Source organism: Francisella uliginis (assembly GCF_001895265.1).
Lineage (GTDB): Bacteria > Pseudomonadota > Gammaproteobacteria > Francisellales > Francisellaceae > Francisella > Francisella uliginis.
Window position 1 is genome coordinate 2,005,978 of sequence record NZ_CP016796.1, and the last position, 20,668, is coordinate 2,026,645.

Below are 20,668 nucleotides of genomic sequence, written 5' to 3' on the forward strand. Positions count from 1 at the left end.
ATCAGGCTATTTAAAATAAAACATTATTTCCAACCTTATGATAATAACTTAACAAGTTACATTTTTTAGAATTGCTAAATATTTCATATACATTTAACAATTATTCTGAAAAGATATTTAAAGACTTAAACTCTAAGAATGGAAATTGGAGGTGGAAAATATTAAGCACTATCCAAAATCTTATATGATGTCTGAAGAGTTAAAACGTTTCTTTACAAAAGTAACAAACGATACTGATTTACAAAAACAATTATACAACACAAAAACTCTAGCTGAAGTTGCTAATATCGCGATCGAATTAGGTTTTAAAATAAGACCTGCTGAAATTATACAAGCTCAAGCAGGAAGAATATTAGCAATTCTTGATCAACAACCTGAAGATGTTGTCTATTTACTATCTAGTAAAAAAGCCAAAACAGGCGCTCAATGGGGTCGTGGAGGTAATGGTTTTTTAGATAACCCTGGCTATTGGCTTATGAAACTTGCCTCAACTAATGCAATTACAGAAAATGAGGTTTTAATAAACTCTTTTCTCAAAAAAGCTCATAAAATAACTGAGCTAGAAATTAAACTATATGAGACTAAATCATTTAATTCTTTAGAAAATCTAATGCATGAATATGGTTTTGATATCTCTGCTAAGAAGCTATTATCACATCAAGCACAAAAAATATTAGCGTTAAATGCAGATGATGCAGATAAAGTTGCAGCAAATTAGCTTTATCAATATTGCTTTTATCAAATTAAACCCAATTCTCCACCTGATCTTTTTTAACGCACATAGCTCCTAATGCTACCTTATTATTTGCCTGCATATCGGTTAGCTTATCAGCAGGTATAGATACTTTCTTAACAGTAAGAATTTTAGGATTCATAAGTAGTATCATAACTGCTTGACAACCTCCTTTTCTATCGCAAGTAGCTTGAGGCAGTTTAGAGCGAAAGCTAGGTAACTTTACAGTAGAAGGAATAACATATCCATCTGGACAAGTTATTTTTGCTTCGGTCGCGGATAAGCTTAAAGCTCCTTGCTGCGACACATACTCTCCTAGCTTAAATCCTGACTTAGCATAATCGCCTGCAAAAGTAACACTTTGACTTGTTTCTTTCTTGCTTTCACCACAAGCCACTAAACCAATTGCTATTAATATTACCAATAAGCATTTAAATACTTTTCTTTGCATTTCTTTTCCTTAATCAATTTTTAAATAAAGATAAATCTAATCTGCCCTTTTTAAAAGATGGACACCATAAATAGTTAGTTTTAATAATTTTAGAGAATTTAAATACTCCATCAACTATACCATCGCTCCCACCAAGCATATTTCCCATCTGTAAATTAAAAGATCTAAATGAAGGAGCAAATGCCGAAAACATAAACCCTCCATTTAAGCTATCATCTGACCAAGGCATCGACTTTCTTAGAAGTAATGCTTCTGGTTCAAAATTTTCTTTTGCAGACCTTTTTACATGGGCAAAATCTTTTAAATCCTTGAACTGATGTGAATCATCTAGTGACCGGCCAATACATTCTTCTTTCTGTGTTTGACTAACACTGTTTAACCAGTCAAAGTCATGTAGCCATTGTTGAAGCACCCAAAAGCTTGATCCTTCTAAATCGCCATTCGTTGCTATAGCCGCTGGCACTTCCTCTTCACCTTTTGGATTTTCTATCCCATCTTCAAAACCTGAAAGATCATATTTACCATGATATGTATAACTTGAAATAGATTTCTCAAAATCAAAATAATCACCAAGGGCTTTTCTAATATCTATAGCATTATGAAACAACTCACCTCTATCATCATTGCGCAACCACAATACTAAATCATATCCATCATCATCTGACATTCTTTCACTATTAAACCTAACTCTTTGATAATCTTCATCTTTAGGTATATCAAACATTTTCAAAAGATCATTACCAAATCCTGCCACGACACGTTTACCATCAACAAATCTTTGCAAAACTTTTAAACCAAAGTTTATATCTACATCCTTTTTAAGATTGAACATCATATATTTAGCTGATGAAGGTAATTTTTCTACAACCCCTAATTGATATTTTATTATTTGCATTCCAACTTTCTCTTATAAAATCATTACTAATAGTTATAATATAAACAATAAACATAAAACTCCATAAGCAATGATAAAAAAACAACTTTCCTTCTTTCTTCTTGTCGGCATTTTAGCCTCAATAACAAACTTCGTTATCGTATGGATTCTTGTAGAGTTGGAGATCTTTAGGCCTTTAGTAGCTAACTTCTTTGCTTTTTTAATTGCCTTTAATGTTAGTTATTTTGGTCATAGGTTTCTGACGTTCTCAACGACTACACAATCTCATAAAAAAGCTGCATCACAATTTTTCATAAATGTTATGATTGGTTTATGCTTAAATGAATTCATTTACTATATACTCCTACATCTTCTAAAAATACAATATTTATTAGCTCTATTTATAACTATGGGGCTAGTTGCTATCTACACATTCATCGTAAGTAAATTCTTAATCTTTAAGGCATAATAATGTTTGAAATAGATAAACAAATAGCAATATATATTCACTTTCCTTGGTGTGTGCGCAAATGTCCATATTGTGACTTTAACTCACATGCTATAAAAGATGATTTATACTTATCAGAGCAATATTATAAACAGCTTATTGCAGATTTTGATAGTCATATTGATGATCTACAAGGTCGAGAGGTAATTAGTATCTTTGTAGGCGGTGGGACACCTTCTTTATTTAAACCCGAGTATCTTGGAAAAGTCTTAGAGCATATCAACAAAAATGCTAGTCTTAGTAGTAACTGTGAAATAACTTTAGAAATGAATCCTGGAACAGTAGAAAGAGGTTCTATCTCAAGCTATCAAGATATTGGCATAAATAGAATATCACTGGGCGTCCAAAGCTTCCTAGATGAAAAGCTTAAAATTCTAGGCAGAATCCATAATACTGAGAATGTTTATAATACTATCGAAGAAATAAAAGAATCAAAAATCTCAAACTTTAATATAGATATTATGCATGGTCTACCAAATCAAAGCTTTGATGACGGAATCTTTGACATTTCAGAAGCCATAACTATGCAACCAACACATATTTCATGGTATCAGCTAACTATCGAACCAAACACCCTCTTTGCAGCAAGACCTCCAAAATTACCAGATGAAGAAACTTTAGAAAATATTGAAATAACAGGTAAAGAACTTCTTGATAGTGCTGGATATAAACAATATGAAATTTCTGCATATGCAAAAAACAACCTACAATCAAAACATAACTCTACTTACTGGATGTTTGGTGACTATATTGGTATCGGTGCCGGAGCTCATAGCAAAGTTACAAATCTTAAAACACGAGAAATAAAAAGATCTTGGAAACATAAACATCCAAAGATATACACACAGGCAAAAAACTTTGTAAAAGATTCTACTATCGTTACAAAGCATGAGCTAATCTATGAGTTTATGCTAAATACACTCAGACTAAAAAATGGCTTCTCTTTAGATATATTTGAAAAACAAACATTTTTATCTAGAGAGACTATTAAAGAGAAACTAGAAGTTGGTTTAAATAAAGGCTTATTTGAAATTATAGATAACCACGTCAAACCAACACAGAAGGGATATTTATTCTTAAATGATTGTATTAATCTTTTTATTTAATCATCATATCTGACTTGAGAAACTTTGCCGCTTATCGCATCAATAACTACATTAACTTCTTGATTATTAGAGTCTAAGCACTCTACTTTAAAAGCTCCTCTAGAATTTTTAACTTCTGTAATTGTTTTACATCTATCTTTAGGTACAGCTTTTATTGCTTGGCTCATATTTATTTCTTTTACTTTAGATTTCTGGGCTGGTACAGCTCCTGTTGTTGGATCTATATATAAATTCTGCTCTTGACCATCTTTATTAATGACTTTTGCTTTATAAACACCATCATCATACTTTATTTTATTAATTCCATCATATCCCTGAGAATATATATTAGCAACAACCTTACTTATTGGCACAGCTGTTGTTGGTGGAATATCATCAGCTATAGCTGTTGATAATAATATAGGCATTGATAAGAAAGTACCCAATAAACTTAAAACTATCCTCTTCATATTAACTCTTTATTTTATGCAAATTTAATAACTTGAGCGTAACATCTGAAATCTTAAAAATCAATTCCATAGATTAACATATAGAAAAATGTCTTATAGATATTACATTTCTCCTCTTAAAACCAAACTTATATACTTATCAACTTGATCCTTTAAAAACTTCATTATTTTCGTTCTATCTTTTAAATACTTTGAGACAATAATAGTTTGTCTATCGTAAAAAGTTTTAGCAGAAATACCTTTTATTTTTCTGACAGAAGGTAATTTTGAAATTTGATCATAGTTATCCGCAAGAACACCTACACCTAAATTATTCTGTATAAGTTTCAGCTTTTGAGCATCATCTTCAACAATATACTTAATATTCTTAATTAAAAAATTACTATCATCATCATCAAACTTAAAATCTAAACTTTGATCTTCTAAACGGTCTCTCCTAAATATAAAAGGAACTTTAAGTATATTTCTAGGCTCATTATCAAGATCATATTCTTTAATTAACTCTTCTCCAGCATAAAGTTTAGATGGCAAACTAGCTGAGTCAACACTTGCACATATCAACCAACGATCTTGATCAATTTTTTCTAGATCTCTTGCTGTTATAATTGCTATATCATAATTATTTAGATGATGAAAATAAGTATGCGTATGATATAACAAATAGCTATCAAAAGAAAATGTATACTTTTTACTTTGTTCAAGCTCAGGTAAATTTTGTAATAAATAATTTATAAAAAATCTAGTACCATAAACACGTATATAATCTAAAGTATCTATCCCTTTATATTTCGCACTTAAAATACTATGCTCTAAATCTGTGTATAATCTATGACAAGATGAATAATATTTCATACCATCTTTTGTTATCTCTATCTTATTACTATTTGGTTGAGTCAGCTTAACACCCAAATAGTTTTCTAAAAGCTCTAACTTACTTCTAACAGTATTAATCTCAACAGAATAAAAATTCTTAACAGCAGTATATGAACCTAATTCTACTAAGGATATAAAATATCTTGTCCCTTCTATAACATTTTTATCAACTACTTCTCTAATAATATCTTTCATCTTAGATTTTTAACTTTATAATAAAGCATAGTTATATATTAGTTATAAAATTAAAAAAATAATATAGTTTTTTCTAAAGAATACTTTTTTTGGTGCTGAGTGGGATGCGAATTATTCTATAAAAGCCTTTATTTGCCTACAAATTAAATTATCTTTATGGTTCTTGGATACAGTTTAGGATACACTTTAAGCAAAGTACCCCTATTTTTTAATAAAACTAATAAAATAAGTTTATGCTATTTGTTTGCAACATCTTTATAAAAATCATCAAGAGTTAAAACTTTTGTATTCATAGAATTATCACTAGAAATATTATCAACCTGTATTTTATCTAAACCTATCATAGTACTAGCCTGTTTAATTGCATTTATTTTTTCGTTATTAGTACTATTATTACTATAAGCAATATCTTTTAATTTTAATATCATTTGTGATTTATTCCATACTATACTACTTTCTATTTCTTGATAATATTCTTTAATTCTCGTTGCTATATCGTTATTTTTAAGTAACTTATAAGCATTGTTTGATATTGTGCTATATTTCATATTTTCACAATTATAGGATTTTCTATAACTCTCAGTAGCATTATTAGTTTCTAGGTAATGCTCTATAAAAGATAATTGTTTAGTCGTTAAATTATTCATAACTTTAAATATAATTTAAACTGTATATCATAAGATATTATAGTATTAATTTATTTGCTCAAGCAAAAGGTTATAAAAAATATGAAACTAGTAAACTGTGCAGATTGTGGAAAAGAAATTTCATTAAGTTGTGATAAATGCCCTAATTGTGGGAGTACAAAACAATTTAAGAACATGGTCTTCTTCAGAAAAGATCTTATTAAAGATGGAGTGACTCCTATGGGTATGATGAAATTTCAAAAGCATGGAGGAAAAATAAAAATATTTAACATTAACTATAAAAAATTTGCCACAATACTCGTTATATTTTTAATTGTAATTACAATTATTGGCTATATAAGAGGAAATCAAAAGGTAAATTATAAACAAGAAGATGGAAAAGTAATACAGGTCACTAGATTTGAATTAGATGAGATAAACAAAAATAAAGCTATCAAAAAGCAAGAAAAATATTTATTAGAATCCCTAAAGAAACTTAAACCTTTTCAATATGGAGCTATTTCTGAAATATATAAAAAGCTAACAGGAATTAGAAAAAATAATCCCGAATATAAAAAATATTATCAATTGTATAAAAAATATGATGATAGTAAATGGGCGTGTATAAGATTTGTGGAAAAAAGAGATAAAAGTAAAGCGATAGTAGAAGATAGCTTTGAGATAGTTTACGGTAGAGATAATAGATTTGAAGGATGGGCAGGAAAAAATACATTTATATATATATATACCTATAAAGTAAAAAATCCTTTCGGTGTTACTATTAAACATGTTAGTAGTAATAAATGTATATATGACAGTAACTTTAATTTGGAATCTGTGAAAAAGACTAATTAATCTCATAAACATAAGTCTTATGTATATATTATCACCTTATTTATCTCTAACACAACCAACACAATTAACACATCATAGCTAGAAGTATTGATATATATAGCTTTTAGATGATTGACTTACTAACACATAAAAAAGCATATTTAACACAACTTTTAAAAACTAATATCCTATTTTGGTATCGGACATATTTCGGACTAATCAGATATATTTTACTGTTGTTTTTTATTTTATATTATTGCTAAAACTTGCTTATATAAAAGCTTGGATAAACTTTTTTAGTGTTGCTTTTTTACTGTTCACTTTTAATACTAAATTTTTACTAATTCTTTTAATGCTGATTTTTTATTTTAGTACTATTCACTTTATAGCTATAAAGCTTATATAACAAGGCTTTAACCTTTCACTTTTTATTAATTAACGTGCTGATTTTTACTGTAGAAACGGTCACTTTATACTTACAAAGCTTAGATAACAAGGGTTTGAGTGGTCACTTTTATATTAGTGTATATAAAGCATAATGCAAATCTGCATTTATTTAATTTAGTTTGTGTTATTTTTATGATTTTGTGTGTTAAAGGTCTAATACATCGCAAAGCCTTATTTTAAAAGGCTTCTAAGGTGATTGTGTTAATTGTGTTGGTTGTGTTAGAGAATTAGAAAAAAGATATTATAACCAATCATATTTAGTATATTTAATTCCTTGTTTATCAGTTTTCTTTATATGGTGGTATTGCTCTAATATATCTAAAGCCTCTTGTACTAGCTCTTTGTCTAAATCTCTAAAGCTATTTTTACTTCTAGTAATATCGCCAATACTAAAACCATTTTTCTTTTTTAGCTTAGTTTTGATATTAACAATCTTTTTAGCTAAATCTAACGATTTATTGAAATTATAACCATATAAATAATCTGCACAATCATAGAAATAATCTAAGGTAGTTATAACCTTTTGTACTACTTCTTTGCTTATATGGTCGCTATCTTGGTTATCTGCTAAGTGATATATCAAAGCCAAAGCATGAAAAGTATTAGTAGCTTTACCTAGATACTCAATCATTAAATCACTCTGTCCACTCTCATTTTTTACTTTTTCAGTATTATTAAACCACTCAATATATAGGCTCTTGGCTTCACTTGTATAACTGTACTTTTTAGGCTCTGCTTTGACTTTTTCATTATCAACTATATTAAACCTCTGCGGGATATTCTTTAGCTTATTAAGTAAATTTATATACTTACTTTTTATCCCAAAATCTAATTTAGTATCTTTATATATTCTTTGCTGTTTTTCAGCAATAGGGATTAATTGAAACCTTGCTAATAAGCCACTACCATTATATTTATTGGTAAACTCTATCAGCCTTTGAGTTTGTACCCCGCCAATTATAGATATTGTTACATTATCTATATATTGAGTTCCCCTAGATATAGTTTTACTTTTAAAGTTTCCATTATTATAAGCTTCTACATATAGTTTATGGTCTTCTATCTTTTCACTTTTAATAATTGATTGTATAAAGTCCATAAGTTCATCAATTTCTAATATTAAACCGTTAGGGCTGTCATCTGCTAATTGACTTAGTAAAGCTTCTTTAGTGGCTGTATTAATACATATTTCCCTAGAATATGGTTTTATTGGTTTTAGCTTCTTAAAGGCTTCTATTTCTTCTTTAATACTCTGCTTTTGCTCATCTTTACAATCTTTGAGATTAGCCTTTAATGTCTTCAGCTCAATATCGTATAACTCTAGTGATGTTTGATAATCAGCATAGTCTTTTAAATAATCATCTAAAAGCTGTTTATCTATTTCTTTTATTGGTTGCATAGGTTCATTAATGCTAGGGGTCTTACCAGTTCCACTATCACCAATCAGCATACCCCAAAGAATAGGATAGGCTTTTCTATCATCAACATCTAAACAAACTTTATTACCTAGTAAACCAGCGATACTAACTAAACATGAAGTAGCTATATATTGCTTTGGCTGTTGCATTGCATTTGCTAAATTATCTACATAATCAGCTATAACTTTTGGTAAACAATCAGTATTAAACTTTGGTAGTTCTTTTCTATCGATTGGTAATGCTAAAGGCTTAGGCTCTGCTATATCACTTGCATATTTTAAAACATTCATTATATAACCCTCCTAGATTCTAAATAATCGTTCCAATCAGATAAACCGCTTTGTTTTTGCTCATCTGTTAGCGGTGGGGGATTGATATTTATATTGGGGACTATTGCAGCAACCTCTTTGGATTTTTGAATACCTACACCGCTTAAATCATTATCAGCAAATATATAAAACTCTGATCTAGGATATAAGCCATAGAAATAACTAATAATAGGTTTTAATCCATTACAGTTAAAACAAACTATTATACAAATATCATTATTAACCTCTTGGTTATATAAGCTTCCTTTTGTAGAAATAGAATTAAGCCTATTTAATATACTTAAACCAGTTGCTAAGCCCTCTACAAATACAAAACAATCTATATCTTTAGGATTGTTTAATGGTAGATAACTACTACTAGCATTAGCACCTTTATAGAATTGCTTAAAACCATTAGGTAATATTGTTTGTATACTCTGTAGCTTCCCCCTAAAAGGTGCATCTATTCCAATACATGGGATAATTAATTTATCATTATCCTGTTTGATAGCTTCATGGTTTTTTATTCTCTTTGCAACTAAATAAGGGTGGTTATCATCTGCATTTGCTAAAGATAAATAGTAACTTTCCAACTTACTTGCTAGCATTTTCTTTTCTTGTAATTCAGCTTGTTTTAGTTGCTGCAATTTATAACTATTTTGCTTTTTCTCATGGTAGTTATACTGATTGTCATTATCTATATAAGTATACTTCTCGCCTGTTTTCCAATCGCCAAAGACAAAGACAAAGACAAAGATATTATTATCAATATTTTTTATCCATAAATCTTTATTATCTTTATTTTTATTCGTATCTTTAAATCTAACTAGCTCATTTAAACCTATGCTATAATTAAAGCTATTAGGTAATGAGTATCCTATATCTGATACAAAATCATTAAATTTAGTGATATTCATTACTTACCCCCTAGCTTCTACTTTGGATTGTATCCAATCGTTTATATCAGCTTCCAACCAACCTACACTAACATGGCTTAGATTGATTGGTTTTGGGAATGTACCAGCATTTATCCATCTATAAATAGTCGTTTTTGATGTTCCTGTCATTTCTACTACTTGTTTTAATCTTAAAATTTTATTATTCATTTTTTTCCTTATATTTATTGTCTTTTAACCTAGCTAGGGTATTTGTTAATAATTGTCGACAATTAAGATTAGCACCGTTTAAAACCTCTTTTTTTTTGAGTGGTTTTAGTTAACTTGCTATAAATAATAAGGTCTTTTTTGAGTTTGAAAATTACCATTAGAAATGGGGGATTAAATGGGGGATTAGGGTTTTAATAGGATATTAGTAGTTGTATATATTGAAATATATAGATATTTTAATAGGGGATATAAATTTTAATTTTTTTGTATTTTTGGGGTATAACCTTTAAGTAATTTACCCGTTCTATCTAATCTATTATCAAAGTTTAGGATAGACTGCATAGCATTTAATAGATTATCTGATATTTCTAATTGTTGATTAGTCTTTTTATTCCATCTTTTAAGATTCTCTTTGATACTAACATTTTTATCATAGTTATCATCTAAAAATAAGTAATTCCATACATCTATACATATAGCTAATCTACTAGAATAATTAGGGTGATTTGTATCTAAATATGGCTTCAAAGCTTCACTGTATCTATAGTTATCATCTTGATTAGTAGCTGGCTTTCGTTGGTGGTCTTGTAAGTTATTTAAATATTCTTCGATAAAACTAGATTTTGTATAAATAGATCCAATAAGCAAAGACTTTATACTTTCAAACTGGCTATACTTCTCCTTTTCATCACTTAAAATTATCTCTTTAAACATTGGTGGATAGTTGCACTCTGTTTCTGATTCTGATTGCGTTTCTATTGCTAAAGTTTGCTTAATTAATAAGCTAATATCATAACCTTTAATATTCTGTATAGGCTGTTCAACCCCTATAAACTCTTTAGATATTTCAGATATATCGCCACCAGTTTCTTTAAGCATTAACAAAAAACAATTAATATCACAATAAATTTCTTGGTTTTGCTCTAACCAATCTATAATTTGCTCAATATCTAAATCTATATCATGTAATAATAAAACTTCTCTTATATCTTTTATATTCAAATATTTTTTTGATAGTAAAAATCTTAACTTTACATTATTCAAACCAATACCCCCAAAGTATCCCCAAAATATTAAGCATTGCCAAAATACTTGGGCTGTATTCTTTCGGGAGCTACCCTAGACAATGCTAACCTTTAAAATCTAACTTACTTCCATACTAATAACATTACTATTAGCTTTTACATCATCTACATAATCAGCCCATAGCTGTAGCATTTGGCTACGCTCTAATAGAAAATCATTTTTATCATAGATATTATCTATAGCATTTTCTTTACTATGGCTTAATACCATTCTGATACTATCACTACACCAGTTATATTTACTTCTAATGCTACTAATATAAGTCCTTACTGACTTTCTAAAGCCGTGTGTATCCTGTTTTGGCTTATCTTTACCATTGTAACCTAAAGTATCTCTTAAAGCCTTAGATAAGCTTTCTATAGATATATGCCTACTCTTTGAGCTTGTAGAATAAAAAACGTATTCACAACCACCATTATAAGCTCTCATTTGCTCTATTATCTCTATAGCTTGTTTACTTAATGGTTGCCTAAAATCTCTGCTCATTTTCATACTATCAGCCGATATAAATACAAAAGGTACTTTTTTACTATTTATTTTAGCTTCCTGTATGTCTTCCCACTTCATTTCTACAATATTACTTGGTCTAAAACCTATTAATACGGCAAGCTTTAAAGCCATCTTTGTATTATATTGTCCTTTGTAGTTATCAATATCATTTAGTAATTGACTAAAATTATATTTGTCTTCTATAGGATTTATAAACTGATAACCATCTGTTTTAACTGTATCTATTTGAATATCTCTAACAATATTAAAATTAGCTATGCCTTTACCTACTGCATAACCAAAGATTAAGTTTAAGATTGTTTTTATTTTCTTTTGATTAGCTGGGGTTTCTTTCTCTAATATCTTTGCTAATTGTCTTGGTACTATTTCATTTATATTATATGTCTTCAAACTTGGTAACAAAAACCTATCACATATAGACACGTTTCTTTTATATACACCCTCATTTTTCCAACCACTTGGTTTACTTGGGTGCTTTGACTCTAAAGCATTCTTTACGACTACTTCAAAAATACCCTCATTTATATGCTCTGTTCTCTCTTTTTCTAGCTTAGGGTCTTTTCCACTAGAAAGCATTTGATTATATTTAAAAGCCTCATCTCTAGCCTGTTTTAAACTTATTGCGGGATAGCTTCCAATACCTAGCCATTTACCTTTATATCTAAATTGCCATGATTTACTACCAACTTTACTAACTTTGATATATAAGCCGTTACCATCATTTAATCTATAGTCTTTACCAGTTGCTTTCAAACTCTGTAACTTGCTTGCCGTAAGGTTTTTAGCCATCTAAGTGTATCCCAGTTTTGATTTTTTAGCCTATCAGATATAACTAGGATACAGTCTAGGATACACTTTAACAAGGGCTTTGTTGATATGAGTTGGGACTAGATAAAACCATAAAACTAGCTGAAAGCATTGATTTTAAAGGGTTTTTAATACTTATTAAAACTTATTAGAAATTATATTTGGTGCACTGAGTGGGACTTGAACCCACACGTCCTACGGACACCACCCCCTCAAGATGGCGTGTCTACCAATTCCACCACCAGTGCAAAAGATCAATTTCTGGAATTATTTTTTTGGAGTAGTTTCCTGCTTAGTTCCTGATGCTTTAGAAACTTCTTGCTGATATTGATCATATTGACTCGCTATAGACTTTTCAGAGCTAGTAGCACTACCACTAGCAGCAACTGGTGAATTAGAACTTTTGCCTAAGTATCCTAAGCTAAGACAGCATACAAAAAATAATGCTGTAAAAAACACTGTCATTTTAAATAAGAAAGAAGCTGCGCCCTTACTTCCAAAGACTGTATTTGAAGCTCCTCCACCAAAAGATACGCCCATATTAGCACCTTTACCTTGTTGTAATAAAACTAATACAACAATTGCAATAGCTGCGATAATATCTATAGTTAAAATTATTCCGTACATATTTTATTTGCTTGATTTATTATTTCGTTAAACTCAGAAGCTTTAAGAGATGCTCCACCAATTAAACCTCCATCAACATCAGGGAGACTTAATATATCTTTAGCATTTCCAGCTTTTAGGCTACCACCATACACTATTTTCATATTTTTAGCAAGATTTTCATCTACTTTAGCAACTAATGAACGGATAAATTGATGTGTCTCTTGTACCTGTTCTAAAGATGCTACAACCCCTGTTCCTATAGCCCAAACAGGCTCATAAGCAACAACAACTTTTGCTAATTGCTCGATAGAAAGCTTACTTAAAACTAGCTCTAACTGAGTTGCTAAGACTTGCTCTAGTCTGCCACCTTCTCTGTCTTCTAAAGATTCACCAATACAAACTACTGGGGTCACAGATGTATCTACAACTTTCTCAAGCTTTTTGAAAACATCTTGATCTGACTCGCCAAATAAAGATCTTCTTTCAGAGTGTCCTATTAATAAATAATCGCAACCAACATCATGCAGCATATCAGCAGAAAGCTCACCCGTGTAAGCACCATCATCATAAAAAGTAATATTTTGTAATCCTACGCCTATATTCTCTGGTAGTTGAGAAATCACTTCTTTAATATATACACTTGATGGAAAAACAGCTACACCAACTTTTGAGCTATCATAGTTCACTTGAGAGATACCACTGCAAAGCTCTTTTATGCTTGCAGAATTACCATTCATTTTCCAGTTTCCCATAATTAATTTTTGCATATCTACACCAACTTTTGTTTTACTTGTTCTACTAAATATTCTGCTTCTTTTAAAGCTAAAGCTTCATCATCAGCCTCAACCATAACCCTTAATACAGGCTCAGTTCCAGAAGGCCTTAATAAAACCCTACCTCTACTAGCTAATCTTTGTTCTACCTCTTTAACATCATCTGCCATTTTTTCTAAGTCTTGTGCTGAAACTTTTTTTGTCAAAGGCACATTAATCAAAGTTTGTTGCATAAGCTCGCCTTGTAACTTAAACTTAGAAACTGGTTTATCTGTTTGTGAGAAAATTGCTAATAGCTGTATAGCAGTAAATAACCCATCCCCAGTAGTACCAAAATTTAAATTAATAACATGGCCTGATGACTCTCCACCAATTTTATAGCCATATTTTTTTAGATCTTCAAGGACATATCTATCACCAACTTTAGAACGAATAAACGGAATACTGTTCGCTTTATAGTGATTTTCATAACTCATATTTGTCATCTGAGTACCGACTATACCATCAGTCCCTCCACAGATATCACTATGTTGAGCGAGAATATTTAAAATTCCATCGCCATCAATCTCTTGAGCATTCTCATCAACTATGATTATTCTATCTGCATCTCCATCTAGAGAAATACCTAAATCAGCCTTATGTTCTCTAACAGCTTTCTTGATGTTATCTATACAAGTAGCACCACAATCAACGTTAATATTTACACCATCTGGATTAGATGCAATTGAAACATAATCAACACCAAATTTGTCAAGTAAAGCTTCAAAGTTATATGATGCCGCGCCATTAGCACAATCAACAACTACTTTACCTTTGTATTTTACTAAACTTCCAAAACGCTCATACATCTCTGACATATACTCATCAGTTGAGTTTTCTAGAACTTTATAACTACCAAACTTATATTCAGGTTGATAAATAAAATCACTATCTATCTTAACCTCAACTTCTTCTTCTAAGGCATCATCAAGTTTAAAACCATCGGATGAAAACAGCTTAACACCATTATCAGTAAACTTATTATGCGATGCAGTAATTACGAATCCCGCAGTAGCTTTATGTCTAACTGTCATAAATGCTACAACTGGTGTTGGAACAACTCCTAAATCGATCACATCAATACCAGCAGCATTTAATCCTGAAACTAAAGCAAATTTAAGGAGCCTACCTGAACTACGTGTATCTTGACCTATAACAACAAACTTTGGATAGTCTTTATCATTAATTAAAGAGCCAACAGCATTGCCTAGTTTTTGCATAAACTCAGCCGTGATAGTTGAATTACCAACTTCACCTCTGATTCCATCTGTACCAAAGTACTTTGCCATAACTCACCTCTTAAAATTTTAATAATGCTGAAACATTATAACCTTCTAGAGCTTCTCTACCACCCAAGCCATCAAGCTCCATAACAAAGATAAGAGCTGCCACTTCTGCTTGTGTCTTTTCTATAAGCTTAGTTGTTGCTTTTGCAGTTCCACCAGTAGCTAATAAATCATCAACCACGAGAACCTTGTCTCCTGCTACAAATGCATCTTTATGTACTTCTAAACTATCACTACCATATTCCAACTCATAGCTTATTTTATGAGTTTCTCTAGGAAGCTTACCAGGTTTTCTAACAGGCACAAAACCCAATCCAAGCACTTCAGCAAGTGCAACACCAAAGATGAATCCTCTACTTTCTGTACCTGCGATTACCGTCGGTTTAACTCCTTTTTTTTTCAAATCATCCGCCATAGCTTGAGCTGTTAGCTTTAAACCATTTGGATCTGCCAATAAGGGAGTTATATCTCTAAACATAATGCCCGGCTTAGGAAAATCAGGCACAGCAACAATCTTATCTTTTATAAAATCTAAACTCATAGAAAAATACCTTTTAGAAAAAGTTAAAAAAGAAAAATTAAACTTGAAGAAGAATTCTATTTGGATCTTCTAACAATTCTTTGATCATTTTCAAGAATCTCACAGAAGTACCACCATCAATAATTCTATGATCATAAGATAATGCTAGATACATGATTGGACGTATTTTAATCTCACCATTTACAACCATAGGACGTTCAACGATATTATGCATGCCTAGGATAGCACTTTGTGGCGAGTTAATAATTGGAGTAGATAGCATAGATCCGTATGTACCACCATTTGTAATAGTAAACGTACCACCTTGCATATCTTCTAAACCTAATTTACCATCACGACCTTTGATTGCTTTATCAAGTACATCATTTTCTAGTTCAGCTAAAGATTTGTTATCTGTATCTCTTAAAACAGGCACTACTAATCCTCTGTCTGTACCAACCGCGATACCAATATCAAAGTAGTTATGATAAACAATCTCATCACCATCAATAGAAGCATTAACATCAGGGAATTTTTTAAGAGCTTCTGTTGCAGCTTTGATAAAGAAGGACATAAAGCCAAGCTTAGTATCATGCTCTTTAATAAATACATCTTTATATTTCTTTCTAAGTTCCATAACCGCTGTCATATCCACTTCATTAAAAGTAGTTAAGATAGCATTTGTATGCTGAACTTGTACTAGTCTATTTGCGATAGTTTGACGTAAACGAGTCATCTTAACTCGTTTTTCAAATCTAGGGCCTTGTTGCGTAGCTGGAGCAGATTGCCCAGCATTATTTGGAGCTGTCGCAGCTTTTTTAACATCATCAGATGTAATGCGCCCTTTTTTGCCTGTACCTTGTATATCTGCAGCAGAATCTAAACCACTAGCATTAAATGCTTTGCGTGCAGATGGTACTAAATGTGGATCATTATCACCTGAAGCTGGTGCTTGCTGTTCATTAGATTCAGCTGCTTGAGATGGAGCTACAGCACCTTCTGTAATCTTAGCTATCATTCCTGCTGAAAGAACAGTCTCACCTGCTGGTTTTAATATCTTTGTTAAAGTTCCATTTGATGTAGCAGGAACTTCTAATACAACTTTATCAGTTTCTATTTCTGCTATGATATCACCTTCTGAAACAGCATCACCTTCATTCTTATGCCATTCAGAGATTGTGCCATCTGCCACAGACTCAGGGAAAACTGGAGCTTTAACATCCATTTCAGCACCTGTTGCAGCTTGTTGGGCAGGCGCTTCTGCTTGAGGGGCATCGTCCCCTTTAGTTTCTTGAGATGAAGAAGCATCAGTATCAATATCTGCTAAAGCTTCTTCAGAAAGAACAGTATCGCCTTCTTGTTTTTTAATACCTTTTAGCACACCACTAGCAGTCGCTGGGACTTCTAATACAACTTTATCAGTTTCTATTTCTGCTACGATATCACCCTCATTTACAAAGTCACCCTCAGCTTTATTCCATTGAGCTAATGTGCCATCTGCTACTGACTCTGGGAACATAGGTACTTTTAATTCAACCATTTTTTACTCCTAGTAATAATTTATTATTATATTTCTAAAGCTCTATTTATAATTTCTTCTTGTTGCTTAACATATAAAGCATGGTAACCTACCGCAGGTGCTGAAGATCTGTGTCTCGCAACACATCTTAATCTTTGGTCATCATGAACTAATTTTTCTACAAAGTGTCTTATATGATACCAAGCCCCTTTATTTTGTGGCTCCTCTTGCAACCATATTACATCTTTGGCTTTGCTATATTTATTGAAAATTTGTGCAAGTTCCTCATGTGCAATTGGATAAAGTTCTTCTATTCTTACGACTGCAACATCTTCATATTTATCTTGTTTTTTAGCCATAAGATCATAATAAACTTTACCATTACATAATATTAACTTTTTAACCTTATCTTCTTTAGCATTTACATCATCAATTATTGGCTCAAACTTACCATTAGAAAGTTCATCTAATGATGAAACTGCCATAGGGTTTCTCAATAAACTCTTAGGCGTCATTACTATCAAAGGCTTTCTAAGAGGTCTGATAACTTGACGTCTTAATAAGTGATAAATTTGTGCAGGAGTTGTTGGCGTACAAACTTGCATATTTTTATTAGCACATGAGCTTAAAAATCTCTCTAATCTTGCAGATGAGTGCTCCGCACCAGCGCCTTCTTGTCCATGAGGTAAAAACAATGTTAAGCCAGATAATATTCCCCATTTCTCTTCAGCTGCAACAAGGAATTGATCTATTACAACCTGAGCAGTGTTTACAAAATCACCAAACTGGGCTTCCCAAATTACTAAAGAGTCTGGACTATAACAGCTATAACCATATTCAAAACCTAGAACTCCATATTCTGAAAGAGTTGAGTCTATAACATCAAATCTAGCTTTTTCATTAATATGCTCTAACGGAACATATTCTTTTAATGCTGACTTAGTATCCATATTTTTAACTACAGCATGGCGATGTGAGAAAGTACCTCTACCACTATCTTCACCAGAAATTCTTACCGGATATCCCTGATCAAGTATTGTCGCATATGCCAAAGATTCTGCAAAGCCCCAGTTAAGTGGAAGCTCTTCATTTGCCATTTTAACTCTATCCGCTATAGCTTTTTTGACCTGCATTTGAGCTTTAACTTCTTCAGGAATATCACTCATTTTAAGTGCAAGCTCTTTAAGAGTTTGTTTCGCTATTGGCTTATAATCATATTCAGTCTCTTGTTTACCTACATAAGGTAACCAATCACAAACTTTTAATTTATCTTTAATGGCACTTCTATCAAGAATATCAACAGTAACTTTACCTTCATCTAACTTGCTACGATAGTTCGCTGTAAGTTTAGTGATAACATCCGTATCAGTAACACCTTGTTTTACAAGATTTTCACCATACTGTTTTAGAGTCGTTGGAAGCTTTTTAATAACTTCATACATTGCTGGCTGAGTACCTGAAGGTTCATCTGTTTCATTATGACCATTCCTACGATAACAAACCAAATCAATAACAACATCTTTATTGAATTTCATGCGATATTCTAAAGCAATATCAGCAACCCTAACAACAGCCTCTGGATCATCTCCATTAACATGGAAAATAGGAGCATCAACCATCTTAGCAATATCAGTAGAGTAATTACTACTTCTATTAACACCAAATTTACTACTTGTTGTGAAACCTACTTGGTTATTAACAACAAGATGTACAGTACCACCAGTTCCATAAGCATCAGTAAGTGAAAAACCAAATGTTTCCATTACAATACCTTGTCCACAAAAAGCTGAGTCACCATGAATTAGTATAGGTAGAACTTTATTATGCACATTTCCTTCAAGCTTATCTTGGATAGCTTTAGCTGCACCTTCAACAACAGGATCAACAACCTCAAGATGAGATGGATTAAATGCTAAAGCGATCTTTGCCTCTTTACCATCTATACTTCTATAGTTAGAATATCCCATGTGATATTTTACATCACCTGATAGAGTTTTCTCACTTTGCTTACCTTCAAACTCTTCAAATAATTCTTTAGGATTTTTACCTAAAATATTTACAAGAACATTTAGGCGGCCCCTATGTGCCATACCTAACTGTACAAAACGTGTTTCATGCTTAGCAACTGACTTTTCTATAATATGTTGCAATGATGGAATAAGAGATTCTCCACCTTCTAGGCCAAATCTTTTCTGCCCGACATATCTAAGAGCAAGATATTTTTCCAAGCCTTCCGCTGCAACTAGCTGTTGTAAGATCCATTTTTTTTCATCATTACTAGTAGGTGATGATTTTTCTATTTTATCTTGTAGCCAAAGCTTTTCTTCCTTACTGCCGATATATCTATATTCATAACCAACGCTTGACTCGTAGATAGATTTTGCTTTTTCAATAACCTGACTTAGAGGCATTGATTTATTGTTAGTAAAATCTCCTAAATTAACTTCCTCAGTCAAATCATTACTAGACAAACCATGCGCTGATAATTCAAGACCCGCATCTCTTTCAAATCTTGTAAGACCTAGTGGATCTATATTTGCTGATTTATAGCCATGAGATCTATATGATTTAATCAAAGATTTCGCTTTTAAAGTTATATCATTTTCACCAACAACAATAGTACTACCAGTTTTATGTTTAGCTAAGCTTTTAAACTCATCGACTAAATCTCTATGTACAGTATCTGTTGCTGTAGCTACAGAATCAAAAAAGGACAACCATTTAGGATCTATCCCATCATAGTTGCCCGAAATATAATCATCATATATTGATTCAAGATATTCTAGGTTACCACCAAAGAACTGGGTGGTATCTAGCCATTGACTAAATTCTGATTGTTTTTTTTCCATATAAATACCTAAATACAGGTTTTAATTTTTTACACATTCTTTTTTAATAATGCAGATCTTATTTTACCAATCGCTTCTGTTGGGTTTAAACCTTTTGGACAAACTGAAACACAGTTCATAATAGTTCTACATCTAAATAAACTGAATGGGTCTTTTAAGTCATCAAGTCTTTCTTCAGTAGCCGTATCTCTAGAGTCCGCTATAAACCTATAAGCCTGTAAAAGTCCAGATGGACCTATAAATTTATCCGGATTCCACCAGAAAGATGGACAAGACGTCGTACAACAAGCACATAAAATACACTCATACAGACCATCTAGTTTAGCTCTATCTTCAGGTGACTGTAACCTTTCCTTAACAGGCGGCTCATCATCATTGATTAGATAAGGCTTAACTTTTTCATAGTTCTTGTAGAATTGCTTCATATCAACAATCAAATCTCTAACAACTGGTAGGCCAGGTAGTGGATTTACTTTGATAGGTTGTCTTAATTCACCAATAGAAGTAATACATGCTAAACGGTTTTTACCATTGATGTTCATACCGTCAGAACCACAAACACCTTCACGACAAGATCTTCTCATTGCTAAAGTAGGATCTTGCTCTTTGATTAGCTCAAGAGCTGTTAAAACTTTAACTCCTTCATTTTCTACTGAAACAGTATATTCATCGTAATAAGGTTTTTTGTCAACTTCTGGATTATATCTATAAATTTTAAATCTTACGTCCATTATATTAAATC

The 20,668-nt window shown here is 31.5% G+C and carries 21 protein-coding genes and 1 tRNA gene; 4 read left to right on the forward strand and 18 right to left on the reverse strand.

Features of this window, described 5'->3' with window-relative positions; translation table 11 throughout:
• Positions 1-151: 151 nt before the first annotated feature.
• On the forward strand, positions 152-718 hold the full coding sequence (locus F7310_RS09295) for a Nif11-like leader peptide family natural product precursor (protein ID WP_072713308.1): 567 nt from the start codon (positions 152-154) through the stop codon (positions 716-718).
• A gap of 25 nt (positions 719-743) precedes the next feature.
• Here the strand turns inward: F7310_RS09295 and F7310_RS09300 are convergent, their stop codons facing one another.
• Both F7310_RS09300 and F7310_RS09305 read right to left on the reverse strand, forming a co-directional pair.
• Positions 744-1,184, reverse strand: coding sequence for a hypothetical protein (locus tag F7310_RS09300; protein ID WP_072713309.1), 441 nt, complete (start codon positions 1,182-1,184; stop codon positions 744-746).
• Between the two features lie 13 nt (positions 1,185-1,197).
• Entirely contained in the window at positions 1,198-2,079 is an 882-nt protein-coding gene (locus F7310_RS09305; RefSeq protein ID WP_072713310.1) for a Dyp-type peroxidase, read from the reverse strand.
• A gap of 70 nt (positions 2,080-2,149) precedes the next feature.
• Between F7310_RS09305 and F7310_RS09310 the strand changes: the two genes are divergently transcribed.
• Positions 2,150-2,527 carry a GtrA family protein gene (locus F7310_RS09310; protein WP_072713311.1) on the forward strand — a complete coding sequence of 126 codons (378 nt, stop codon included), beginning with the start codon at positions 2,150-2,152 and terminating at the stop codon, positions 2,525-2,527.
• A 2-nt stretch (positions 2,528-2,529) separates the two neighbouring features.
• Positions 2,530-3,672, forward strand: coding sequence for a radical SAM family heme chaperone HemW (hemW, locus tag F7310_RS09315; protein ID WP_072713312.1), 1,143 nt, complete (start codon positions 2,530-2,532; stop codon positions 3,670-3,672).
• On the opposite strand, the gene F7310_RS09320 is transcribed toward hemW, so the two are convergent.
• From F7310_RS09320 to F7310_RS09330, 3 genes are all read right to left on the reverse strand, one after another.
• Positions 3,669-4,079, reverse strand: a complete 411-nt coding sequence (locus F7310_RS09320; protein WP_414654041.1) for a PepSY domain-containing protein — start codon at positions 4,077-4,079, stop codon at positions 3,669-3,671. The genes hemW and F7310_RS09320 overlap by 4 nt on opposite strands.
• Before the next feature lie 144 nt (positions 4,080-4,223).
• On the reverse strand, positions 4,224-5,189 hold the full coding sequence (locus F7310_RS09325; RefSeq protein ID WP_072713314.1) for a LysR family transcriptional regulator: 966 nt from the start codon (positions 5,187-5,189) through the stop codon (positions 4,224-4,226).
• Between the two features lie 236 nt (positions 5,190-5,425).
• Positions 5,426-5,836 (reverse strand): terminase small subunit, encoded by a 411-nt coding sequence (locus tag F7310_RS09330; protein WP_072713315.1) that lies wholly within the window; start codon positions 5,834-5,836, stop codon positions 5,426-5,428.
• Between the two features lie 81 nt (positions 5,837-5,917).
• Between F7310_RS09330 and F7310_RS09335 the strand changes: the two genes are divergently transcribed.
• Positions 5,918-6,670, forward strand: a complete 753-nt coding sequence (locus F7310_RS09335) for a hypothetical protein (protein WP_072713316.1) — start codon at positions 5,918-5,920, stop codon at positions 6,668-6,670.
• Between the two features lie 667 nt (positions 6,671-7,337).
• Here the strand turns inward: F7310_RS09335 and F7310_RS09340 are convergent.
• The 13 genes from F7310_RS09340 to F7310_RS09400 form a co-directional block, all read right to left on the reverse strand.
• Positions 7,338-8,804 carry a DUF3987 domain-containing protein gene (locus tag F7310_RS09340; RefSeq protein WP_072713317.1) on the reverse strand — a complete coding sequence of 489 codons (1,467 nt, stop codon included), beginning with the start codon at positions 8,802-8,804 and terminating at the stop codon, positions 7,338-7,340.
• Positions 8,804-9,739, reverse strand: coding sequence for a primase/helicase family protein (locus tag F7310_RS09345; RefSeq protein WP_072713318.1), 936 nt, complete (start codon positions 9,737-9,739; stop codon positions 8,804-8,806). The genes F7310_RS09340 and F7310_RS09345 overlap by 1 nt, the downstream gene beginning before the upstream one ends.
• A gap of 3 nt (positions 9,740-9,742) precedes the next feature.
• Entirely contained in the window at positions 9,743-9,928 is a 186-nt protein-coding gene (locus F7310_RS09350) for a helix-turn-helix transcriptional regulator (RefSeq protein ID WP_072713319.1), read from the reverse strand.
• Between the two features lie 255 nt (positions 9,929-10,183).
• Complete coding sequence (locus F7310_RS09355) at positions 10,184-10,972, reverse strand: hypothetical protein (protein WP_072713320.1); 789 nt, start codon at positions 10,970-10,972, stop codon at positions 10,184-10,186.
• A 99-nt stretch (positions 10,973-11,071) separates the two neighbouring features.
• Complete coding sequence (locus F7310_RS09360; RefSeq protein WP_072713321.1) at positions 11,072-12,313, reverse strand: tyrosine-type recombinase/integrase; 1,242 nt, start codon at positions 12,311-12,313, stop codon at positions 11,072-11,074.
• 180 nt (positions 12,314-12,493) lie between these two features.
• Positions 12,494-12,579 (reverse strand) — tRNA-Leu (locus F7310_RS09365).
• 19 nt (positions 12,580-12,598) lie between these two features.
• Positions 12,599-12,958, reverse strand: a complete 360-nt coding sequence (secG, locus tag F7310_RS09370; RefSeq protein WP_072713322.1) for a preprotein translocase subunit SecG — start codon at positions 12,956-12,958, stop codon at positions 12,599-12,601.
• Complete coding sequence (gene tpiA / locus F7310_RS09375) at positions 12,946-13,707, reverse strand: triose-phosphate isomerase (protein WP_072713323.1); 762 nt, start codon at positions 13,705-13,707, stop codon at positions 12,946-12,948. The genes secG and tpiA overlap by 13 nt, the downstream gene beginning before the upstream one ends.
• Before the next feature lie 2 nt (positions 13,708-13,709).
• A complete protein-coding gene (glmM, locus tag F7310_RS09380) occupies positions 13,710-15,041 on the reverse strand; it encodes a phosphoglucosamine mutase (RefSeq protein WP_072713324.1) in 1,332 nt (443 codons plus the stop codon).
• 10 nt (positions 15,042-15,051) lie between these two features.
• On the reverse strand, positions 15,052-15,579 hold the full coding sequence (locus tag F7310_RS09385) for an adenine phosphoribosyltransferase (protein ID WP_072713325.1): 528 nt from the start codon (positions 15,577-15,579) through the stop codon (positions 15,052-15,054).
• Between the two features lie 37 nt (positions 15,580-15,616).
• The gene (gene odhB / locus F7310_RS09390) at positions 15,617-17,098 is read right to left on the reverse strand and encodes a 2-oxoglutarate dehydrogenase complex dihydrolipoyllysine-residue succinyltransferase (protein WP_072713326.1); all 1,482 of its coding nucleotides are present in this window, start codon (positions 17,096-17,098) and stop codon (positions 15,617-15,619) included.
• A 26-nt stretch (positions 17,099-17,124) separates the two neighbouring features.
• A complete protein-coding gene (locus tag F7310_RS09395) occupies positions 17,125-19,926 on the reverse strand; it encodes a 2-oxoglutarate dehydrogenase E1 component (RefSeq protein WP_072713327.1) in 2,802 nt (933 codons plus the stop codon).
• A 29-nt stretch (positions 19,927-19,955) separates the two neighbouring features.
• Positions 19,956-20,657, reverse strand: a complete 702-nt coding sequence (locus tag F7310_RS09400; protein ID WP_072713328.1) for a succinate dehydrogenase iron-sulfur subunit — start codon at positions 20,655-20,657, stop codon at positions 19,956-19,958.
• Positions 20,658-20,668: the final 11 nt, after the last annotated feature.

Coding starts and splice junctions, on each gene's coding strand:
- F7310_RS09385 (WP_072713325.1), bottom strand. CDS start 15,579: ATGAGTTTAGATTTTATAAAAGATAAGATTGTTGCTGTGCCTGATTTT.
- F7310_RS09350 (WP_072713319.1), bottom strand. CDS start 9,928: ATGAATAATAAAATTTTAAGATTAAAACAAGTAGTAGAAATGACAGGA.
- F7310_RS09340 (WP_072713317.1), bottom strand. CDS start 8,804: ATGAATGTTTTAAAATATGCAAGTGATATAGCAGAGCCTAAGCCTTTA.
- F7310_RS09345 (WP_072713318.1), bottom strand. CDS start 9,739: ATGAATATCACTAAATTTAATGATTTTGTATCAGATATAGGATACTCA.
- F7310_RS09325 (WP_072713314.1), bottom strand. CDS start 5,189: ATGAAAGATATTATTAGAGAAGTAGTTGATAAAAATGTTATAGAAGGG.
- F7310_RS09320 (WP_414654041.1), bottom strand. CDS start 4,079: ATGCCTATATTATTATCAACAGCTATAGCTGATGATATTCCACCAACA.
- F7310_RS09335 (WP_072713316.1), top strand. CDS start 5,918: ATGAAACTAGTAAACTGTGCAGATTGTGGAAAAGAAATTTCATTAAGT.
- F7310_RS09360 (WP_072713321.1), bottom strand. CDS start 12,313: ATGGCTAAAAACCTTACGGCAAGCAAGTTACAGAGTTTGAAAGCAACT.
- F7310_RS09305 (WP_072713310.1), bottom strand. CDS start 2,079: ATGCAAATAATAAAATATCAATTAGGGGTTGTAGAAAAATTACCTTCA.
- secG (WP_072713322.1), bottom strand. CDS start 12,958: ATGTACGGAATAATTTTAACTATAGATATTATCGCAGCTATTGCAATT.
- F7310_RS09400 (WP_072713328.1), bottom strand. CDS start 20,657: ATGGACGTAAGATTTAAAATTTATAGATATAATCCAGAAGTTGACAAA.
- tpiA (WP_072713323.1), bottom strand. CDS start 13,707: ATGCAAAAATTAATTATGGGAAACTGGAAAATGAATGGTAATTCTGCA.
- F7310_RS09395 (WP_072713327.1), bottom strand. CDS start 19,926: ATGGAAAAAAAACAATCAGAATTTAGTCAATGGCTAGATACCACCCAG.
- odhB (WP_072713326.1), bottom strand. CDS start 17,098: ATGGTTGAATTAAAAGTACCTATGTTCCCAGAGTCAGTAGCAGATGGC.
- F7310_RS09310 (WP_072713311.1), top strand. CDS start 2,150: ATGATAAAAAAACAACTTTCCTTCTTTCTTCTTGTCGGCATTTTAGCC.
- F7310_RS09300 (WP_072713309.1), bottom strand. CDS start 1,184: ATGCAAAGAAAAGTATTTAAATGCTTATTGGTAATATTAATAGCAATT.
- glmM (WP_072713324.1), bottom strand. CDS start 15,041: ATGGCAAAGTACTTTGGTACAGATGGAATCAGAGGTGAAGTTGGTAAT.
- hemW (WP_072713312.1), top strand. CDS start 2,530: ATGTTTGAAATAGATAAACAAATAGCAATATATATTCACTTTCCTTGG.
- F7310_RS09330 (WP_072713315.1), bottom strand. CDS start 5,836: ATGAATAATTTAACGACTAAACAATTATCTTTTATAGAGCATTACCTA.